This window comes from Chromobacterium sp. LK11 (genome assembly GCF_001043705.1).
Taxonomy (GTDB): domain Bacteria; phylum Pseudomonadota; class Gammaproteobacteria; order Burkholderiales; family Chromobacteriaceae; genus Chromobacterium; species Chromobacterium alkanivorans.
The window spans coordinates 146,733-165,631 of record NZ_LDUR01000009.1; the positions used below are offsets into that span (position 1 = coordinate 146,733).

Below are 18,899 nucleotides of genomic sequence, written 5' to 3' on the forward strand. Positions count from 1 at the left end.
TGTCATTTGCTTAATTCGTGGTGCTAATTCTCATGGAGATCATCGTGAAAGATATTGTTCTCGTGGCATTCGACCAGTTCACCGACATTGACCTCTTTTTGATGTGGGACATTCTGGGGCGCAACACTGGAGACTGGCGCGTTCGGATTGTCGGCGCGCATCAGGGCTTGTCCTCCGCGCACGGATTGACCGTGTGTCCACACGGGCCGCTATCGGATGCCAATCAAGCCGACGCGGTCTTGTTCGTGAGCGGCCGTCAAGGCGTACCGGCAGCACTCGCCAGCCCTGATTTCCTGCCGTCTTTCAAGCTGGATCCGGCACGACAGCATATCGGGTCGATCTGTGGCGGGGCCTATATTCTCGAGCGGCTCGGACTGGTTCCGGATGGCCGGGTCACGACGCATCCTGATGCAAAAGACGGCTTGCTCGAGCTCGGGCTGCAGGTGCTTGAACAGCCGCTTTTGTGTCGGGGCAAGGTTGCCACAGCCGGTGGGTGCCTTGCTGCGCTATATCTGGCTGGATGGCTGGTGGAGTCGATGTTCGATGCGGACAAGCGCCGCGAGACATTGCGGCCACTACTGCCCGCCGGGCAGCGGGAGATCTACGAGGACCTGATCGGGTTCAGTATCCGGCAGGGCATGGAACTAGCGGAGGAGGGCTTAGTTGATGAGCAATGACCATAAAGCTTATGCGATACCGGTGCCCTCCGACAGCATCCTGGCGCCGCTGTATAGGAGCGCGGACCTGTTGGATGCTTATGCGGTTCAGTTGCCGGCGGGAGCCAGCGACGATCTTGAAATATTGGCGCGCGCTGGATTTGAGCGGCAGGCATGGTGGATTCGCGCGCTAACGCGGGTACGGGACATGATTATGGCGCCAGTCGGCGTCAAATCGTCTCGTGCAGTCGGTCTTGCTGCGGCGGCGCGGGGGCCGGTGATCGGTTTCTTTCCATTACTGTCGAAGAGCGCCGGGGAACTGGTGATGGGCGAGGACGATCGGCATCTCGATTTCCGACTCTCGATCCAGCAGCGCGTTGGCGCGGCAGGCGGCAGGGAACTCGTCGTGGTGTCTGTTGTGCATTGCCATAACTTACTGGGGCGGACGTACCTCGCGGCAATCACGCCATTTCACCGTGTAATCGCTAGGACTAGTCTGGAGCAGGCCGCACGACGTGCTGTCTGAACGCAATGTGGACGGCCCCGGCTTCGATAGGCCGGGTGAAGGAGGGCGGTGTCTGAAATCTGCGGTGAGCCAGCCATCGTCCATCCACTTGCCATGGCGCTGGTTTGGCGGACGAAAGTCCCCTTCGATTCCCATCCTTGCGAATCATCAAACCAAGCCAACTCAAATGAAAAGAGGCCCTTTCAGGCCTCTTTTCATTGCAAGCTGGTTTGCTGCCACTTTGGATTTATGCAACCCCGAGCCATTAAAATACAAAAAGCCCCGTGAGGGGCTTTTTCATTGCAGCGCTAATGCTTAGAGCGGCTGAATCGCGGTTGCTGCCGGGCCTTTTTGGCCCATTGCACGGGTGTAGCTTACTTTTTGACCTTCACTCAGAGACTTGAAGCCATCCGCGCGAATTTCGGAGAAGTGGGCGAACAGATCGTCGCCGCCATTGTCCGGGGTGATAAAGCCAAAGCCTTTTGCGTCATTGAAAAATTTAACGGTACCAGTTTCCATAATGCACTCCATGTGTCAGTTAAGGACAATAAAATTATCGTATGGCATGATAATCAAGGAATAGATAAGGAAACAAAGAAGACCAACTTGATGGGCAACGAGGTATCGATAGATATGACGCTTGAAAATCCTGCGCCGTTATTTTTAAAGGAAAATGGCACCGCTGTCAATAGCGGTTTTTAAAATTTCCCGCAAGATTGCCGGAAAAACGCCCATAAGAGCCGCTCACAACACCTCATGGAGAACCCGAGCCAAGGCGTGCCGACGCAGGCGGCGGCAGTGGTACGGCAAGGAGGCGCAAGGCGGGATCAGGGGTCTTGTTAAATGCTCATGCACCACTCGTGCATTCCGCTTCCCCGCTCGTTTTCGCCTTGTCTCGCCCTTTCCCGGTCGTACTGGAAGTGCGCACTCAAACTGAAGGAAATCCCCTGCATCCACGCCGAAGCCTACCTGGCCGGCGAGCTCAAGCACGGCCCGGTGGCGCACGCGGTCCTGGTGCAGATGCTGGCCTACCACGTGGCTCTGGCGCGCGGCACCGACGTAGGCAAGCCGCGTAACCTGGCCAAGAGCGTGACGGTGGAGTGAGGCGGTGCTTGGCGCGGACTAGTGATCGGAAAGAATAAAGCCCGTCACGACGAAGACATGATGGTTTGTCACTAGCCGCGCTAAATAAAGAGGCCCGGTAGGGGTTCTTTTCGTTTGAGATTGCTTGGTTTGATGATGTGCAAGGGAAGGATCGTAGGGGTTGAGTCGCTCCTCCTCTCCTACGCAAAACGGCCACCGCTACAAAAGAGGTGGCCGTTGTTCTTGGGGCAAGGTTCGGTGCCGCGGTCAGACTCCAGCGCCAGAAGCCTCCGCTTTAGCGCGCAAGGCCTCGTACAGCTGTGCAGGCCCCAGCAAGGTATCCTTCAGCCCGTCGCGCACCCGTTCTGAATCTAGCGCCTGGGTGCTCATCAATGTATGCGCTTCCAGCGCGTCCATGATGGCGTTGAGCAGCGCCTGGGACAGGTCTGGGGAGTTGGCGAATTGTTCCTTGCTGTTGTTGACCGCCTGCTGCACGAGGATGTCGTTCTCTAGCAGCTTGCCCTTGAGTACGCCGTTGACGTAGACCAACTGGTCGTCGTCGGTCAGCTCGCCCTCGAACAGGCCGTTCACCTTCTGGATGATTTCTTCCAGCAGCGCCTTTTGCTTGTCCTGCACCGCGCCGCTACCCGCGCCATCCATTGGCGGTAGCTTGGGCGTCTCGCCGTGGTTCAGGTTCAGTGCTTGCCGGCCGAGGTTCCTCAGCGTGTGATGGGTCAACACCACCTTGGACAGGTCCACCGTGTCACGCTCGCGGCCAAAGTCGAGCAGCGGTATCAGCCGCTTGTAGAACAGGAAGCGCTTCTCGATGTCAGTGTTGCCGTAGTCGAAGATTTGCGACAGGAAGGCATACAGGCGGTTGAACGTGCCCATGTCGTTCTTGAACAGCAACAGTGCGGCCATCGCGTCCTTGGCCGCCTGGATGGCTTGGTCGTCCTTTTGGCTCTCTGCCAGTGCCTTCTCCGCTTGTGCGGCCTTGTAGCGCTTCAACAATCGGTCGGCAACCGGCGCGATGGCAGCGTTGAGCTGTGCCTGGGTGCCCGTCGGGTTCATTTCCACCTTGGCGACGCGGTCCACCTCGAAGTCGTCGTAATGGCCGGCGGCATCCAGCTTGGCGCGCAGGTCATAGACGATGTGCGGGTCGGAGGTGGCTTCCAACTCGGCGGTTTCGTAGTAGGTCTTGAACGCGGCCAGGATGTCGGGGGCATCGTTGACGAAATCGAGGACATAGGTGGTGTCCTTGCCGGGATGGGCCCGGTTCAAGCGCGACAGCGTCTGCACCGCCTGGATGCCGCCCAGCATCTTGTCCACGTACATCCCGCACAGCAGGGGCTGGTCGAAGCCGGTCTGGAACTTGTTGGCGACCAAGAGCAGGTGGTAGTTAGTTTCGGCGAACGCTTCGCGGATATCGCGGCCCTTCAGGCCGGGGTTGAGATCCCGGCTGGTCTCGCTGACCGGGGCGGGGAAGGACTCCTGGTCGTCCACCTCGCCGGAAAACGCCACCAGTACGCCGAGCGGATAGTTCTGCTTCTCGATATAGGCGCGGATGGCCTTTTGCCAGCGCACCGCTTCCTTGCGGCTGGCCACCACCACCATTGCCTTGGCCTTGCCTTCCAGCAAGGGCTGCACATTCTCGCGGTAGTGCTCGACCACCACCTTGACCTTCTGGGCGATGTTATAGGGATGCAGGCGCACCCACTGCATGATGCCCTTCATCGCCTCGCTCTTTTCCACCTGCTGCTCGTCGTACTCCTGGCCATTGTTGGCTAGCCGGAACGCCAGCTTGTACGGGGTGTAATTCTTCAGCACATCAAGAATGAAGCCTTCCTCAATGGCTTGGCGCATCGAGTAGACATGGAAGGCCTGAGGCTTGCCGTCGTCGCCGGGGCGGCCGAACAACTCCAGGGTCTTTTGCTTGGGCGTGGCGGTGAACGCGACATAGGTCAGGCCGTCGCTGCCGGCGCGCGCGGCCATTTGCACCGCCAGCAGGTCTTCGGTGCCGATTTCGCCGCCGTCCTGCAGTGTGGCCAGTTCCTCCGCCGACAGCAGTTGCTTGAGTTTGGCGGCGGCTTCGCCGGTCTGCGAACTGTGCGCCTCGTCGGCAATCACCGCAAAGTGCTTGCCCTCGGTGGCAGACAGTTCCTGCACCGCCTTCAGCGCGAACGGGAAGGTCTGGATGGTGCAGACGATAATCTTCTTGCCATTCTTCAAGGCCTGCGACAGCTGCGCGCTCTTGCTACCGTTTTCGTTGGTGATGCTCTCCACTACCCCGGTGGTGCGCTCGAAGTCGAAGATCGCTTCCTGCAGTTGAGCGTCCAGCACCGTGCGGTCGGACACAACCAGCACGCTGTCAAACAGCTTGGCGTGGTTGGCGTCGTGCAGGTCGGCCAGAAAGTGCGCGGTCCAGGCAATCGAGTTGGTCTTGCCGGAGCCGGCCGAGTGCTGAATCAGGTAACGCTGGCCAGCGCCGTTGGCCAACACGTCGGCCACCAGTTGGCGGGCAGCGTCGAGCTGGTGATAGCGCGGGAAGATGACGCTGGCGAGCCGCTTCTTGTCGTCGCGCTTGCCAATCAGGTAGCGGCCCAGAATCTCCAGCCAGCTATCACGCGCCAATACTTCTTCCCACAGATAGGCCGTGGCGTAGCCGTCCGGATTGACTGGGTTGCCGGCCGCGCCGTGGTTACCGCGGTTGAACGGCAGGAAGCGTGTCGCGGTGCCTGCCAGCCGGGTTGTCATCATCACCTCGGACTGGCTCGCCGCGAAATGCACCAGCGCGCCACCGGGGAAGGCCAGCAGCGGCTCGACTTGGCCGCCCTTGGGGGCTGGGTCGCGATCGAAGCGGTACTGGTCCACCGCATCGCCAACGCTCTGGGTGAAGTCGGATTTCAGCTCCAGCGTCGCCACCGCGATGCCATTGACGAATAGCACCAAGTCGATGGCCTCATGGGCATTGTTGAGCGAGTGATGCACCTGACGCACCACGCGCAGCCGGTTGGCGGCGTAATGCTGCTGAATCACCGGGTTGATGGCCAGCGCCGGCTTGAACTGTACCAGGGTCAAGGGCTTGCTCAGGCCCAGCATCTCCACGCCGCGGCGCAGCACCTCCAGCGTGCCGCGCTCGTTCAGGCTCTTGCGCACCCGCTCGGCCAGCCTTTTTCCCAGCTCCGCGCCGTGGGTCTTGGCGAGGCGCTGGTAGCTGTTGGGCTGGGTCTCCTCGACCCAGGCCAACAGGTCGGGCAGGTATAGCGCCTGCTGGCGGTCGTAGTGGGCGGCATCGCCGTTTGCGTACAGCCAGCCATGGGCTGCCAGGTGCTCACAGATGGCGGTTTCGAAGTGAACTTCTCGATGCAGTTCCATGCTAGACCTCTGAACAGCCAGTCACTGGCTGGCTTCCGGGTAGGTTGTCCTGCCAGGCCGCATAGGTAATTGAAGTGCCCTTGAGGCGCCAGGTATTCCTGCCATTGTCTGCGCGGCCGAGTACCGTAGCAGAGGCAGCACTTGGGCTCTTGAAGTTGGTGTCCTTGGTAAAGACGAAATGCGAGCCATCCTCAGACAGTTTCAGTGCACCTGTGCTGCACAGTTCTTCGCGCAGTTGCTGATAGGTGTGAGGTTGCCCCGTCCACTCGAGCTTTGCTTGAGAGTTGGCGAGCACGGTGAATGAATCGCCGTTTTCCTCAGCCACGGCAGCAAGGCCATGCCGCGCATTTTCGAGCTCAAACATCGCAATATTACCAACGACTCCCAGCTCGGCTAGCATGGCCTCCGCAAGGTCGGCCTTGCTCTTACGGTCTTGCAGGCGCCAATGCGTTTCGAGCGTCTTCAGCATCGTTGCCTGCCGCTCCTGCATTATCTCGGCCGTCCAATCCGAGTGCTGGAGTACCTGGGTGGTGAGAGCAAAGCTGCTGGTGCCGCCCTTGGTGAAGTAGCTCGACTTCTTCCACGTAAAGTCGCGGTTGCTGGCCGAACTGTTCTTCTTACGGCTCAACAGAGCCAAGTTGCCGAGGCGATGGACCCAGTGCTGGTGGGCTGCCGTATCCGGCACCCATGTTAACCACTGACTGTTAGGTGCCGGCTGCTGTGGCATGACATGCTCGACAGTCACCACCTCATGCTGATAACTGGCGCTGCCATCGGACATCAAATGGTCTAGCCGGAGCAACAGTAAGGCGAGCGCGCGAGACGAGTGCGTCTCGTAGAGCGGGCCACTCAGAGTCACATAGGTCTGGTGCTGTTCTTCGGGAGAGAGTTGCAGTGGCGACGAGGCGACAGACAGGTCGCTACCTGCCTCGATGGCCCTGGTCAGCGCGGAGAAGCGCTCGATGCGTTCATTAACGCCGGCCTTGCGCGCCAACATCGAATAGCCCAGCCGCTCCAGGTCTCGGAAGAAGCTCAGCACCGCCTCGGGCTGATGCCGGAAACGCACAAAGAAGGTCAAGGCGGGCGGCACCCAGTCCTTGAATTCCAGTCGGTTCAGCCAGCGCAAATGCTCATTGACCTGTTCGGCGTGTCGCTGGCTAGCGTAATCGGCGTCACGCAGTTCGCTGAAAGCCTGTGCCATGGGCAGCAGGATTTCGTCTACGAAGTTACGTGGCTGCTGTGCTGGCACCACATGCTCCTTGAACTCCTTGAGCAGCGTGCCTTGAGGCTTGGCCTTGCGGTAGACCATGCGGATGTGGCTGAACAGGTCGCCGAACTCATCCCTTCCCAGCTCTTCTTCCTCGTCTTCCCACTTCTTGGTGTAGTCGTCGCGCAGTGCAGGCTCGATGCCGCCGATGATTTCGGCCTTGAGGATGTCGGTGGCGCTGAGGTCTAGGCCCCGGCTGTTGAGCACGCCGAAGATGCGGTAGGCCGAATCCAGGTCGGGCGTGGCTACCGTCACTAGGTAGCAGCGCGTGATGACGAACTGCACCAGTCGTACCAGTTCGAACTGTTGCAGCTTGGCCAGCCCATCCATGAATACCTGGGCATTGGCACGCAACCGGGACTGCGCATCGGGCAGCGGCGTATTGAGCTGCACTAGAGTCTGCAGGCCATCCTCGTGCTGTACGTATTGGCGGAAGAAGTCACGGTCCCGTTCGCGCAGAGAGAGGCGGTAGCGAGCCTGCGTGGCGGAGACGACATCACCATGCTCGTAGATGCGCTTGGTTACGCCGGTCTGTACGGCCGCATCCTGCACCGAGGCTCGGATAGCCGAGAGTAGCAAGGTCAGCGTGGTCAGGCGCTGTTGCCCATCGACCACCGTCGCTTCCTGTGTCGCCTCGCCCTTGATGAGGACGATGCTGCCGAGGAAATAAGGGGCCGCTTCGCTGAGCTGAGCGGGTGCGGCGGCCAGTGCGCCCAGCAGGTCATCCAGCAACTCCTGAGCCTGTTCGCGCCCCCAAGCATAGGGACGCTGATAGCCGGGAATCGTGAAGACGTAGTCGTCGCTGAAGATTTTGGCGAGCGACTGTTCCTTTGCGGTGAGGGTGTGGCTCATTTGTTTTCCCTAGTTCTCTTGTTTCCTATGCCTGACGGACATCGATTTGGCCGGTGACAGCGGCGGTAATCAGTGCGCTGCGGCGTTCTTTCAGCAGTTCGATGGCGCGGGTGGCTGCATCAGCTAGTGCACCAATCTTTGCCTCCTCCTGCCGAATGAAATCCAAAATTTGTAGTTGCTCGTCAAGCGGGGGCAGGGCAACTTCAAGTTCTCCGATGGAGGTCATATTCAGGCCTTCCATGGTTGTACCCTGCGCGGCCAAGGAGAAGTAGTCTTGACTGGTAGGGCTATTCAGAAACGCCTGTAAATACCGGGGGTGAATCAGATGCTTCAGGACACGATATAAGACTAAGCGCGGGTTAATGATTCCAGGCTCTACATTCATTGGAACCACTGCCGCTCTCCCGATGGTACCCATCACGCTTATCAGCACATCATCCGGGGCCACTTGATAGCGCGTCATCTCGGTAAACTTCTCCTCCGATATGTAGTAGTCGCCAACAGAAAAATCGTTGGGGATGACCTGCTGCTGACCGTAGACGCGATAGCCGGACGCGACGTACATCGACTTAGTTAGCGATGAGCCATATGGGCCAGCAATACTCTCCCGAACCAGGAGCTTCATCCGCTTAACGCCCCAATGCGCCGGCACCTTCCCCAGCCACTCCACCCCTGAATCTTTCATCGGCGCATCAGGATTCAAGCCCTTGGTCACGGCGTGCGAGATGGTGGCCTGGCGCTTTTCGGCCAGCAGGGCCAGCAGTTTTTCCTGCTCGGCAAGCAGCGTGTCAACCTTGCTGGTTTCGCGGTCGAGGAAGGCGGCGATGGCGGATTGTTCGGCGCTGCCGGGCAGCGCCAACATAATGTTTCGCATCTCAGAATAATTGGTGCTCCAGAGGTCTGCGACGATGCCTTTACCGTATCGATAGAACTCCTCTTGAAAGGGAACGCTTCGCAGCAAGTGGTGCACGAACTCGATGTCGATGTTCTCTACAGGCCGAAGTACCGTGTTAATCAGTGATACGGACCCCTCTAGCCTTGACGCACCAGAAGACCCCTTTCTGTCCGAACGGCTGTTGATAACGAAATCCCCTGAGCAGACCTTTTTTCGGTTATCTCCGTCGTCAGTCTTGGCGGCAGTGTCTAGCTGAGGTACGACGCCCAACTTGGTTACTGACAGGGCTGGAAAATCCTTGTCGCTCACCTTCTCTCGGCGTTCCTCGAAGTGGAAGCCGAGTCGGCGCACACTCCAGTGTGTAGGGACTTCTCCCAACCACTCCACCCCGCTGTCCTTGTATTGCATATAACGCGGCAAGCTCATTCCGCCAACTCCCCAAGCATCGCCATGATGTTGGCCGACACCGCCTTCAGCTCTTCGTCGATGTCGTGCAGGCTGCGCGGCGGCTCGAACACGTAGAAGTGGCGGTTGAATGGGATTTCGTAGCCGACCTTGCTCTTGTCGTGGTCTATCCACGCATCGGGAGAGTGCGGCAGCACCTCGCGCTCGAAGTAGGCCTGGATGTCTTCGCGTAGCGGCACGTTTTCAGTGTCGCGCAGCGCACTGTCCGGCTGCGGTTTGCCCTTCTGCTTGCCCTTCTGGCCCAGCACCACATTGCCGGCCTCATCGCGCAGCGGGCGTTCGACAGTAATCGTGGTGTAGCCGAATTCCTCGTTGCGGAACACGCGTGAGATGGGTACAACCTTGACCTTGCCGCCTTCCGGCGCGGCTGGGGCTTGTTCGCCGCTCAGCAGTACCGCTTGTTCCATTTCCTTGCCGTCCGCGTCCAGCACCGTGGCCAGCTCGGCCTCGGCAAAGTCGCCAAACAGGCGGGTGACGGTGGCGATGTGTTTGTCGCTCATTTCCTTGCGCTTGCTACCGAGCGACTTGCGCATCTTCCGCCAGAAGCTGGACGCGTCGATGAGCTGCACCCAGCCTTTGCGGTCGTCGGTTTTCTTGTTGGACAGAATCCACACATAGGTGCTGATGCCAGTGTTGTAGAACATGTCGGTCGGCAGGCCGATGATGGCTTCCACCAGGTCGTTCTCCAACACATAGCGACGGATTTCGCTTTCGCCGGAGCCGGCGCCGCCGGTAAATAGCGGCGAGCCATTCAAAACGATGCCGAAGCGGCTGCCGCCATCGACGGCAGGGCGCATCTTGGCAATCAGATGCAGCAGAAACAGCATCGAGCCATCACTTACCCTTGGCAGGCCGGGGCCGAAGCGGCCGTCGAAGCCTTTGTCGGCGGCTTCCTTGCGCACTTCCTTCTCGACCTTCTTCCATTCCACGCCGAACGGCGGGTTGGACAGCATGTAGTCGAACTTGCGGCTAGCGTGGCCGTCGTCGGACAGGGTGTTGCCGACCACGATATTGCCGACGTCCTGCCCCTTGATGAGCATGTCGGCTTTACAGATGGCATAGGACTCATCGTTCAGCTCCTGGCCGAACATGGTCAGGCGGGCATCCGGGTTGTGTTCCAGCAGGTATTCGCCCGCTACCGACAACATCCCGCCGGTGCCGGCGGTCGGGTCGTAGATGGTGCGCACCACCGCGTTGCCGGGGGTGAGTACGTCGTCGTCCTCGATGAACAGCAGGTTCACCATCAGCCGAATTACTTCGCGCGGGGTGAAGTGTTCCCCGGCGGTTTCATTGGAGATTTCCGCGAACTTGCGAATCAGCTCCTCGAACACCAGGCCCATCTGGGCGTTGTCCACCGCTGCTGGGTGCAGGTCGATATTGGCGAACTTTTCCGCGACCAGATAGAGCAGGCCGGCCTTGGCCAGCCGTTCAATCTGGGTGTAGAAGTCGAAGCGCTCGAAGATGTCGCGTGCAGCCGGCGAGAACGCCTGGATATAGGCGTACAGGTTCTGGCGGATGTGGTCCTGGTCGCCCAAGAGCTTCACCAGGTCGAGCGGCGAGGTGTTGTAGAAGCTCTGGCCGGCCTTGCGGGTCAAGAACGGGTCTGGGTTCAGCCCCTGCTGGGTCTTGGCTTCGAATTCGGCGAGCACGGCGGGCTTGGTTGCTTCCAGCACGCAGTCGAGGCGGCGCAGCACGGTGAACGGCAGGATGACCTTACCGTACTCGGATTGTTTGTAATCGCCGCGCAGCAGGTCGGCAACGGACCAGATGAAGGAGGAGAGGGCTTGGTGATTCATTATTTTGTCTTTTCCTGCGAGGCAAACCTGGTGAACAGCACCATAGGCTCTGGCCTCGAGAGAGGTTTATTGCATATTTCATGCGATTTTACGCGGTAGCACTACGGGCGGGAAGGTTGAGAGGGGAGAGAGGCTAGGCCACCTGGCTTGCCGACGGATAGTGGCGGGTGTGGAGCCGGATGAGACTGAGTGTCTTCCTGCGCACCCCAACGTGCGCAATGAGGCGAGGCTGCTCCCCATCGTCCGTGGTGGTGCAGATCCGGACCACAGCTATAATCCCCCTCCGTGGCGAAACAGATCTGAACACGGGATAAGCGATGCAAGTATCGGCCTTGGAACGGCAACTGAATTTTCTGAGAGAGATAGACCGCTTGAAGTCGGTGCTGCGGCAATCGCCGTTGCTGGACCAGAGCCGCCGGGAGAACTCGGCCGAGCATTCCTGGCATCTGGCGATGTACGCCTTGCTGCTGGGCGATTACGCCTGCGGTCCGGTCAACACCGAGCGGGTGATCAAGATGCTGCTGCTGCACGATGTGGTGGAGGTGGATGCCGGCGATTTCCCCATCCACGGCCAGTCCGCGCCTGGGGCGCAGGCGGAAGTAGAAGCGAGGGCGGCGGAGCGTTTGTTTGGCTTGCTGCCGCCGGAGCAGGGCGCTGAGCTGCTGGCTTTGTGGCGGGAGTTCGAACTCGCGGAAAGCGCGGACGCCTGTTTCGCCAAGGCGCTGGACCGCTTCCAGCCTTTGCTGATCAATGTCTTCACCGGCGGCGGGACTTGGACGCAGAACGATGTTTCGCTGGAGCAGGTGCTGTCCCGTTACGGCCCGGTGATCCAGAAAGGCGCGCCGCAGCTTTGGCTTGTGTGCGAGCAGTGGGTGCGCCGGCATTTTGCGAAGCAACCTGAACAGCCAATTTAACGCCATTCCTAGCCCAAGCGCTGGCTTGAATCCGCCGCGCGCTGCGTGCCAGGCGCGGCTATTCCGGTCTGGCCGGATGCCGCTGGCTTGACGCTCTCCCGCTGCTCCCCAACAATAGCCCCCGCGCCGCAGCAATCGCGGCGCTCGGGATTGGTCTCCCGAATATGAATCATTGCCGCGGATGTGCTGTCTCCACAGCGCATCCGTTGCCATTGCTTTGCCTATTCGGGCGGGCTGTGGCAAGTGGCGCCCTGATGGGCGCGCCGGCTTCCGCAATGATTCACCGGTAGACCAACTCTTGTCATGTGCCCGCCCTGCCGCTTTGCGGCATGGCCCTTCTGCTCAGGAGGTTGCAAATGGTAAAGCTTGTCCGTCCGGTGCTAGGCATCGAACTTTCTCCGTCCGCTACTGAAACCCAAGACATCCGTCTGGACTCCGCCTCTCCACTCCCACCGCTAGGTCCACGCTCGCGCTACCGCTTTGCCGGCCCCCACGCCAAAGACCTCAGCCTGCCCTTTATCCGCCGCATCGCAGGCCGCACTTATCCGCATTACTGGCAGCCGGCCGAGGCCAAGGACGAGTTCGAAGCCTGCGCCTTGGGCCGTCAGTACGCCGCCCATCTGGCGCAGATGCTGAAACTCAACCGCCAGCACTCGGCGCGCGGGCTGCTGTTCCGCATCGCCAGCGACATGGATTTCCGCGACCGCGGCCACCGCCGCAGCATGTGCAAGAGCTTCTTCAACTATCTGGAGTTGTTGTTGAACCTGGGGGTGCAACAGGTCGACCTGGCGCAACACGTGGAGGCGGTGCAACGCTTCCATCTCAGCCTGGACGAGTTGGAAACCTTGCAGCGGAAGCCACGGCGGAAGAAGAGGAGCTAAGCCGGGGAGGGGCAGCCGGCCCGGTAGGGCTGGCTGTTGGAAGCGGCTTAAGGTCCGCCGCGCGGCGGCGGGATGGATAGAAAGGGGCGTTGAAAACGAGCTCAACATGCTCATGTACCACGAATACATTCCGCCTTCTCAGCCGCTTTCGCCTTGTCTCGCCCTTGCTCGCGAGACTTTGAACAGGCTCTAAGCCTCCAGCTGGAAGGTCGAGTCCGAGGCCGGACCGCGTTCGTGTTCCAGCAGCCATTGCTTGCGCGCCAGGCCGCCGCCGTAACCGGTCAGCGCGCTATCCTTGCCCAGCACGCGGTGGCAGGGAACGATGATGGCGATGCGGTTGGCGCCGTTGGCGGCGGCCACCGCGCGCACCGCGCTGGGCCGGCCTATCCGTTCCGCCAGGCTCTGATAGCTGTGGGTGCTGCCGTAGTCCAGCGTCCGCAGGCTTTGCCAGACGCTGCGCTGGAATGCGCTGCCCGGCGTTTCCAGCGCCACGTCGAACTGTTGCCGGCTACCGGCGAAGTATTCGCCAATTTCCCGCTCAACCTGGCGGGTGTGCGCGTTCTCCCCGGCGATGATCCGCGCCTTGAGCAGGCGCTGCAGGTCTTTGAACTCGGTTTCCAGTATGCGCCGGTCGGCGAACTCAAGCAGACAGATGCCCTGTTCCGTCGCGCAGGCCAGCATCGGCCCCAGCGGCGTGGTGAAGCGGTGCAGCAGAATGAGGCGCGCAGGGTCGCTGGGGGCGCTGCCGGTCAGTTTCTTGTAGGTGTAGGCAAAGCCGCTGAGCGAGTCGTAGCCGCTGTCGAATGCAACCTGGGTGGCGCTGCGGCCCCCCTTCAGCTCCTGCAGCGCGGCATTGATCCGCAGCATGCGCTGGAAAGCGTGGAAGCTCATGCCGTGGTGCTGAACAAACCAGCGGCGCAGCGGTTCCGGGCGGATGCCGTTTTGCCTGAGCCAGCCGTCCGTGATCCGGCTTTGGGGATCGGCGCGCAGCCAGGCCATGACTTGGGCCACCGCCGGCGGCGCCGCGTGCGCGTTTTCGGTGGGCCGGCAGATTTTGCAAGGGCGGAAGCCCGCGTCCAGCGCCGATTTGAAGCTGGAGTGAAACTCGACGTTCTCCCGTTTCGGCTTGCGCGCGCGGCAGCTGGCGATGCAGAACACGCCGGTGGTGCGGACGCCGACGAAGAAAATACCGTTGTATTCCTCGGCGCGCTCCAGCAGCGCCCGGTAATAGCCGTCGGCCTGGGCCGTGTCAGTGATCAGCATGGGTGAAGACAGCCTGGAAGGATTGTTGGGTGCGGATATTTTGCAGCATGTTCCGCAAGTTCCGCTGCAATTGCTCGTGGACGGCATTGCCCATGGAGATCCGTTTGACGCCCAGCCGCGCCAGAGCGGCGAAGTCCGGCAAGGCCGGCATGCACATCACATTCAAGGGCAGCGGCACCGCCTCGGCAATGGCGCGGATGTCTTCTTCCTGAACCACGCCAGGCACGAACAGCCCGTCCGCGCCGCGCTCGGCGTACAAGCGCCCGCGGGCGATGGCCTGGGCCCGCACGTCGGGCGCGCCCAGCAGGAAGACATCAGTGCGGATGTTGAGAAACAGCGCGGCGCCCGCTTGTGTCATGCCGGCGCGCACCGCGGCCAGCGTGGCGGCGAAGTCCTCCGCGGGCAGCAGGCGGCGCTGGCCTTGCCGCACCACGCTGTCTTCCAGATTGACGCCGGCCACGCCAAGCGCGGCCAAGTCGAGCAGGTTGGCGACGATGCGGGCGGGACTGTCGCCGTAGCCGGCCTCCATGTCCACGCTCAGCGGCAGCCGGGAGGCGGCGCGCAGCCGGACGATCAGTTGTCGCAGTTGGTCGAAGCCGACGCCTTCTCCGTCCTCGCAGCCCAGCATGGCGGCGATTGCCGCGCTTGAGGTGCCGATGGCGGCATAGCCGGCCTGTTCGGCGAGGCGGGCGCTGTCCGCGTCCCAGACATTGGCCATCAACAGCGGCTCGGCTTGATGGTGCAGGGCGGTGAAGTTCATGGATGTCTCCGGTTTGAAAGCGCACAGCTTAGGGTTTGGCTAGCGGCGGCGACAACCGAAAAACCGACGAGTATTTTGGCGATGGCGAGGATGAAAAGGCCGCAATGCGTGATTTGAGAGTGCTCTCATAGAATTTGACTGGCGGCTTTTTGATAATGACAGGCCAGATACAGCTGTTGGTTGTATTTGCAGCTTTTATTTTCTGAGTTGTCATTGAGAGCGAAATTATGAATAAAGTCGTGCTGCCTGCTTTGCTGGCTGCGGTATTCAGCGTTGGCGCCCATGCCGCCGACGCTATTCCCGGTTCCACCCGCGCCTCCGCTGAATGGGACGTGACCGCGGACAAGGATAGCTCGCACGCTATCGAAATCACCGCTAAAAAACCGAATGTGCATTTTGTGTACAGCCCGATTTCCAAAACCATCGAATCCAAAAACCTGGATTTCGATATCCGCATGCTGAATTCGGATGAATACACCATCAGCGGCTATAAGGTGAAAGCCTCCTCGGTGCAGCATCAGCTGAGCCATACCGCCTCCATCGGGAAAATGGATTTTGATCTCAGCGTGACGGACCATGCCGGCAAGCAGGTGAAACTGTCGGCCGAACCGAAGGATCTGGACGGCCTGTCCGGTTTTGGCGAGTTCGCGAAAGTGGCGGCCATGGCCGGCGAGAATAGCGGCACTTCGCAATTGAAAGCGGAGTTCATTAGCGGCAAGGACGCCAACGGCGCCATCGTGACCGAGGCCTCCAAACTCAGCGATGGCCAGTATGTCGGCAAATTCGATCTGATTCTGGATGCCTCCTGGCAGAAAACGGTAACAGGCGACACGGGGAATAACTAAGCCTCCCCGCGTTGATTCCAGACGGCAGTGCCAAGAAAAGGGAGCCCAGCTCCCTTTTTATTTTAAGGAGTTCGGGCTTATGCCATGGTGGTTCAGGTTTTACGCTTGGTTTGGTTTGCTGCTGCCGGCATGGGCCGGGGCGATCCAGGTTTCCGACATGACGTCGGCGATTCCGTCCAATAAGGCGGAGGTCAGCATCCATGTCAGAAACACCGAGCAGCGGGCGTCCTTGTTGTCGGTGAGCGTGACGCAGGTGGATTCGCCGTATGAGGGCGCGCATGAGGTGAATACCGACGGCGCCAGCCTGCAATTCACCCCGGCGCGGGTCTTGCTGGCGGCGGGGCAGGATCAGGCGGTGCGTTTCATTTACAGCGGCCCCAAGGATGAGCGGGAGCGCTATTACAAGGTGACCTGGAAAAACGCGCTGCTGGGCTTGGCGGACGGGGGCGCGGATTCCGAGAAAAACGGTGATGTCGAGTTTTTGACCGGCATCCGCACCAATCTGCTGGTGTTGCCCAAGCGGCAGCGCTTCGCTTACGCCTATCGGCCGGGCCATCTGGAAAACCGGGGCAATGTTTCGTTTCAGGCGATCGCCTACGGGCCGTGCCGGGAACAAGGGCTGGGCGAGGTGTGCAAGGAGCGTTACTGGATTGGGCCGGGCTATGCGGTGAATTTCAAGACGATAGACAGCAGCCGCAACCAGGACAAGGTGATGTTGCAACGGGACGGAAAATTCTTTGACGCGGAAAAAGACGCGCCGCTTGGCGACGCATGACGGCGGCGATGAATGCAGGGCGTTTGGGTGGAGCGGCATGAAGTTGGCGCGGTGTATCGGTCTTAAAAACGGGATGGTTTTTTTAAGTGCGCTGTTGTTGGCGGAGACAGCGGGCGCGGCGGCGGCGGATGCCGAGCGGCGGCCGCTGGCGCAGCCAGTGCAGTTAAACAAGCTTGCCTTGTCGGCGGAGATCAAGGACCTGTTGCGCGAAGGCGTGTCCATGCCGCTGGTGGCGCGTTCGGCGCTGCAAGCCTCGGACGAGGGCGTGGTGTCGGCGTCGCTGACGGTGAGGCTGCAGGCGGACGGCTCGATGCGGCTGGAGAAGGTCGCCCCCTTGGCCGGCCAGCGGAAAAGCGTGTTGAGCCCGGCCGCGCTGCAGGCCTTGCGGCAGGCGACGGGGCAGGCGTTTGCGCCGGACGGCGAGTTGAGCCTCGGCGCCGGCGAGCGCCTGCAACTGGACATGATGGCGATGCGGGTGGATCTGTTTCTGGACCCGGCCGGCTTTGCCGCCGACAACGCCCATTTACGGGAGTCCGTGCTGCAGGCCCCATCGGCGGGCGGACTGTCCAGCGTGCTCAAGTACGCGTTCAACGGCTATAGCTCGCGCAATCAGGGCCGCGGCCACTCTTCCGGCTATCTCACTTTCGACGACACCACGTCCTTGGGCGTCGACCATCTCAATGTGATGGGCTCCGCCTATCTCGACGACGCGGCGGCGGATCAGTCCGTGACGCTGGACCGCATCATGTATGAGCGCGATATCGACGGCAAACGGCTGGCGCTGGGCATGGTGGACGGCTGGAATCTGCAAAGCCTGGGCAATGTGTCCACGCTGAACGGCAGCCGGATGTACGGTTTTTCCTACGGCAACGTCAGCCAGACGCTGAAGCTGGACGCCAGCCAGTCCTTGAATCCCATCGATGTGTATCTGCCGGCCACCGGCGAGGTGCGGGTCAAGCGCGAAGGCCGCTTGCTGAGCACGCAGCGGCTGGGCATGGGCAATCACCGCTTGGACACCTCGGTTTTGCAGGCCGGCGTTTACGATGTGGAAGTCGAGGTCTTGGTGGCCGGCCAGGTGCAGAGCCGCCGCGTGTATCGGGTCAACAAACCGATGGGCGGCTCCAGCCTGCGCGACGGCCTGAACTGGCAGCTGTGGGGCGGCGCCGGCGAGGCGATGTCCCGCTACGGCGATAACGGTAGGCCAATGGATGAGGGCAGCGCTTACCGGCCTTTGTTTGGTCTGTCGGTGGGCGCGCTCTGGCGTCAGCTGGACTGGAACCTGACCCTGTATCAAAACGACAAGACCACGGTGCAGGAAGGCTTCGCCTCCTGGCAGTTGTCCGACGCGGTCCGCGCCAGCCTGCAAAACTTGCTGGCCAGCGACGGCACCCGGCGGCGGGTGGGCACGCTCAATCTGGCCTTGCCCCATGGCGTTGGCAGCCTGTGGCTGACCGGCGAGCGCGGGGCCAAGGGCCGGCGGCTGAATTTCTACGCTCGGGATTACGATTCCATGGGCGCCAATGTCAATTTGCGCGGCTGGGGCATCGACGCCGGCTCGCTCAATCTCAGCTACGACCGGGACCGCGACAGCGGCTACCGATACCGGCGCGTCGATTATTCGCGGCAGGTGTACAACGGCAAATGGGGTGGCGCTCAGCTGCAACTGGGCGCCAGCCGCAACCTCAACGGCCAGACGGCCGATCAGCAGTATTACGCGATGCTGACCTTCAACCTGGCGATGGACGGCAATTTCAGCGTGGGCATGTCGCACCGGGACGGCGGCGACACCCTGGACCTGTCGGCCAGCAAATCGTTTGAAAACAGCGTGATCGACGATGTGGGCGTCAATGCCAGCATCAGCCGCGAGGGGGGCGAGGGCCGGTCTTCCAGTTTCGGCGCCTACGCCGGCTTCAACGGCCGTTACGGCCAGGGCAATGTTGCCGTGGATGCCGACGGCGGCAGCCGCAGCGCCAGCGTCAATCTGCAGGGCGGCCTGGCCTGGGGCGGCGGCGCCATCGCCGCCGGCGGCGGGCAGGAGGAGGCCGGCGTCGTCGTCGACGTGCCCGAGACCCCGGACGGCGCGCTGGAGGCGGTGTTGAACGAGCAGGCTTACAGCTTGCGCCAGGGCCGCAATTGGATCGCGGTGCCGGCCTACAACACTTACCACTTCTATGTGCGCGACGCGGAAAGCGGCCAGGCCAGCTACGAGGTGTCCGATACCGACCACGAATACACGCTCTACCCGGGCAATGTGGTGCGGGTGACGCCCAAGGTGAAACAGATGGTGACGGTGTTCGGTCAGCTGACCAGCGCCGACGGCGCCCCGCTGCGCCATGTGATGGTGCGCAACCACATTGGCCAGGCCCAGACCGACGAACTGGGCAACTTCGCCATCGACGTGGACCAGCGTCACCCGGAGGTCAGCGTCGAGCCCGACGCGGCGGAGCGCTTCCGGGTTCAGCTGGATCTGGCGGACGCCGGCGCCACGGCCTGGCTGGGCAAGATTGTTTACGGCCGGGACGCGAGCCGGGTCTATGCGCCGCTGCGCGACGACGAAGGTTGAACCG

The 18,899-nt window shown here is 61.1% G+C and carries 14 protein-coding genes and 1 pseudogene; 8 read left to right on the plus strand and 7 right to left on the minus strand.

Features of this window, described 5'->3' with window-relative positions; translation table 11 throughout:
- Nucleotides 1-32 precede the first annotated feature (32 nt).
- On the plus strand, nt 33-677 hold the full coding sequence (locus tag VK98_RS05345; RefSeq protein WP_048413208.1) for a DJ-1/PfpI family protein: 645 nt from the start codon (nt 33-35) through the stop codon (nt 675-677).
- Nucleotides 667-1,182, plus strand: a complete 516-nt coding sequence (locus VK98_RS05350) for a DUF2867 domain-containing protein (RefSeq protein WP_048413042.1) — start codon at nt 667-669, stop codon at nt 1,180-1,182. Before VK98_RS05345 ends, VK98_RS05350 begins: the two co-directional genes overlap by 11 nt.
- 294 nt (nt 1,183-1,476) lie before the next feature.
- Here the strand turns inward: VK98_RS05350 and VK98_RS05355 are convergent, their stop codons facing one another.
- Nucleotides 1,477-1,680: a cold-shock protein gene (locus tag VK98_RS05355; RefSeq protein ID WP_019102093.1), complete on the minus strand. Its 204-nt coding sequence runs from the start codon at nt 1,678-1,680 to the stop codon at nt 1,477-1,479.
- A gap of 405 nt (nt 1,681-2,085) precedes the next feature.
- Here VK98_RS05355 and VK98_RS24480 point away from each other — a divergent pair.
- Nucleotides 2,086-2,265: pseudogene (locus VK98_RS24480) on the plus strand (hypothetical protein); the annotation flags it as partial.
- 246 nt (nt 2,266-2,511) lie between these two features.
- Here the strand turns inward: VK98_RS24480 and VK98_RS05365 are convergent.
- Genes VK98_RS05365 through VK98_RS05380 form a run of 4 tightly spaced genes read right to left on the minus strand, consistent with a single transcriptional unit; the run spans nt 2,512 to nt 10,894 of the window.
- Nucleotides 2,512-5,619 carry a type I restriction endonuclease subunit R gene (locus tag VK98_RS05365; RefSeq protein ID WP_048413044.1) on the minus strand — a complete coding sequence of 1,036 codons (3,108 nt, stop codon included), beginning with the start codon at nt 5,617-5,619 and terminating at the stop codon, nt 2,512-2,514.
- 1 nt (nt 5,620) lies between these two features.
- A complete protein-coding gene (locus VK98_RS05370; RefSeq protein ID WP_048413045.1) occupies nt 5,621-7,738 on the minus strand; it encodes a DUF4357 domain-containing protein in 2,118 nt (705 codons plus the stop codon).
- 25 nt (nt 7,739-7,763) lie between these two features.
- Nucleotides 7,764-9,059: a restriction endonuclease subunit S gene (locus tag VK98_RS05375; protein WP_048413046.1), complete on the minus strand. Its 1,296-nt coding sequence runs from the start codon at nt 9,057-9,059 to the stop codon at nt 7,764-7,766.
- Nucleotides 9,056-10,894 carry a class I SAM-dependent DNA methyltransferase gene (locus tag VK98_RS05380; RefSeq protein ID WP_048413047.1) on the minus strand — a complete coding sequence of 613 codons (1,839 nt, stop codon included), beginning with the start codon at nt 10,892-10,894 and terminating at the stop codon, nt 9,056-9,058. The genes VK98_RS05375 and VK98_RS05380 overlap by 4 nt, the downstream gene beginning before the upstream one ends.
- A 317-nt stretch (nt 10,895-11,211) precedes the next feature.
- On the opposite strand from VK98_RS05380, the gene VK98_RS05385 reads away from it, so the two are divergent.
- Together VK98_RS05385 and VK98_RS05390 are read left to right on the plus strand one after the other, a co-directional pair.
- Nucleotides 11,212-11,808, plus strand: a complete 597-nt coding sequence (locus tag VK98_RS05385; protein ID WP_048413048.1) for an HD family hydrolase — start codon at nt 11,212-11,214, stop codon at nt 11,806-11,808.
- Nucleotides 11,809-12,164: 356 nt separating this feature from the next.
- Entirely contained in the window at nt 12,165-12,689 is a 525-nt protein-coding gene (locus tag VK98_RS05390; RefSeq protein ID WP_048413049.1) for a hypothetical protein, read from the plus strand.
- 189 nt (nt 12,690-12,878) lie between these two features.
- Here the strand turns inward: VK98_RS05390 and VK98_RS05395 are convergent, their stop codons facing one another.
- Nucleotides 12,879-13,952, minus strand: coding sequence for a bifunctional transcriptional activator/DNA repair enzyme AdaA (locus tag VK98_RS05395; protein ID WP_048413050.1), 1,074 nt, complete (start codon nt 13,950-13,952; stop codon nt 12,879-12,881).
- Nucleotides 13,939-14,712 (minus strand): isocitrate lyase/phosphoenolpyruvate mutase family protein, encoded by a 774-nt coding sequence (locus VK98_RS05400; RefSeq protein ID WP_048413051.1) that lies wholly within the window; start codon nt 14,710-14,712, stop codon nt 13,939-13,941. The genes VK98_RS05395 and VK98_RS05400 overlap by 14 nt, the downstream gene beginning before the upstream one ends.
- A gap of 227 nt (nt 14,713-14,939) precedes the next feature.
- On the opposite strand from VK98_RS05400, the gene VK98_RS05405 reads away from it, so the two are divergent.
- From VK98_RS05405 to VK98_RS05415, 3 genes are all read left to right on the plus strand, one after another.
- Nucleotides 14,940-15,557 (plus strand): hypothetical protein, encoded by a 618-nt coding sequence (locus tag VK98_RS05405; protein WP_156187769.1) that lies wholly within the window; start codon nt 14,940-14,942, stop codon nt 15,555-15,557.
- A gap of 79 nt (nt 15,558-15,636) precedes the next feature.
- Nucleotides 15,637-16,332, plus strand: a complete 696-nt coding sequence (locus VK98_RS05410; protein WP_082158762.1) for a fimbria/pilus periplasmic chaperone — start codon at nt 15,637-15,639, stop codon at nt 16,330-16,332.
- Nucleotides 16,333-16,489: 157 nt separating this feature from the next.
- Nucleotides 16,490-18,895 (plus strand): TcfC E-set like domain-containing protein, encoded by a 2,406-nt coding sequence (locus tag VK98_RS05415; RefSeq protein WP_197082966.1) that lies wholly within the window; start codon nt 16,490-16,492, stop codon nt 18,893-18,895.
- Nucleotides 18,896-18,899 lie beyond the last annotated feature (4 nt).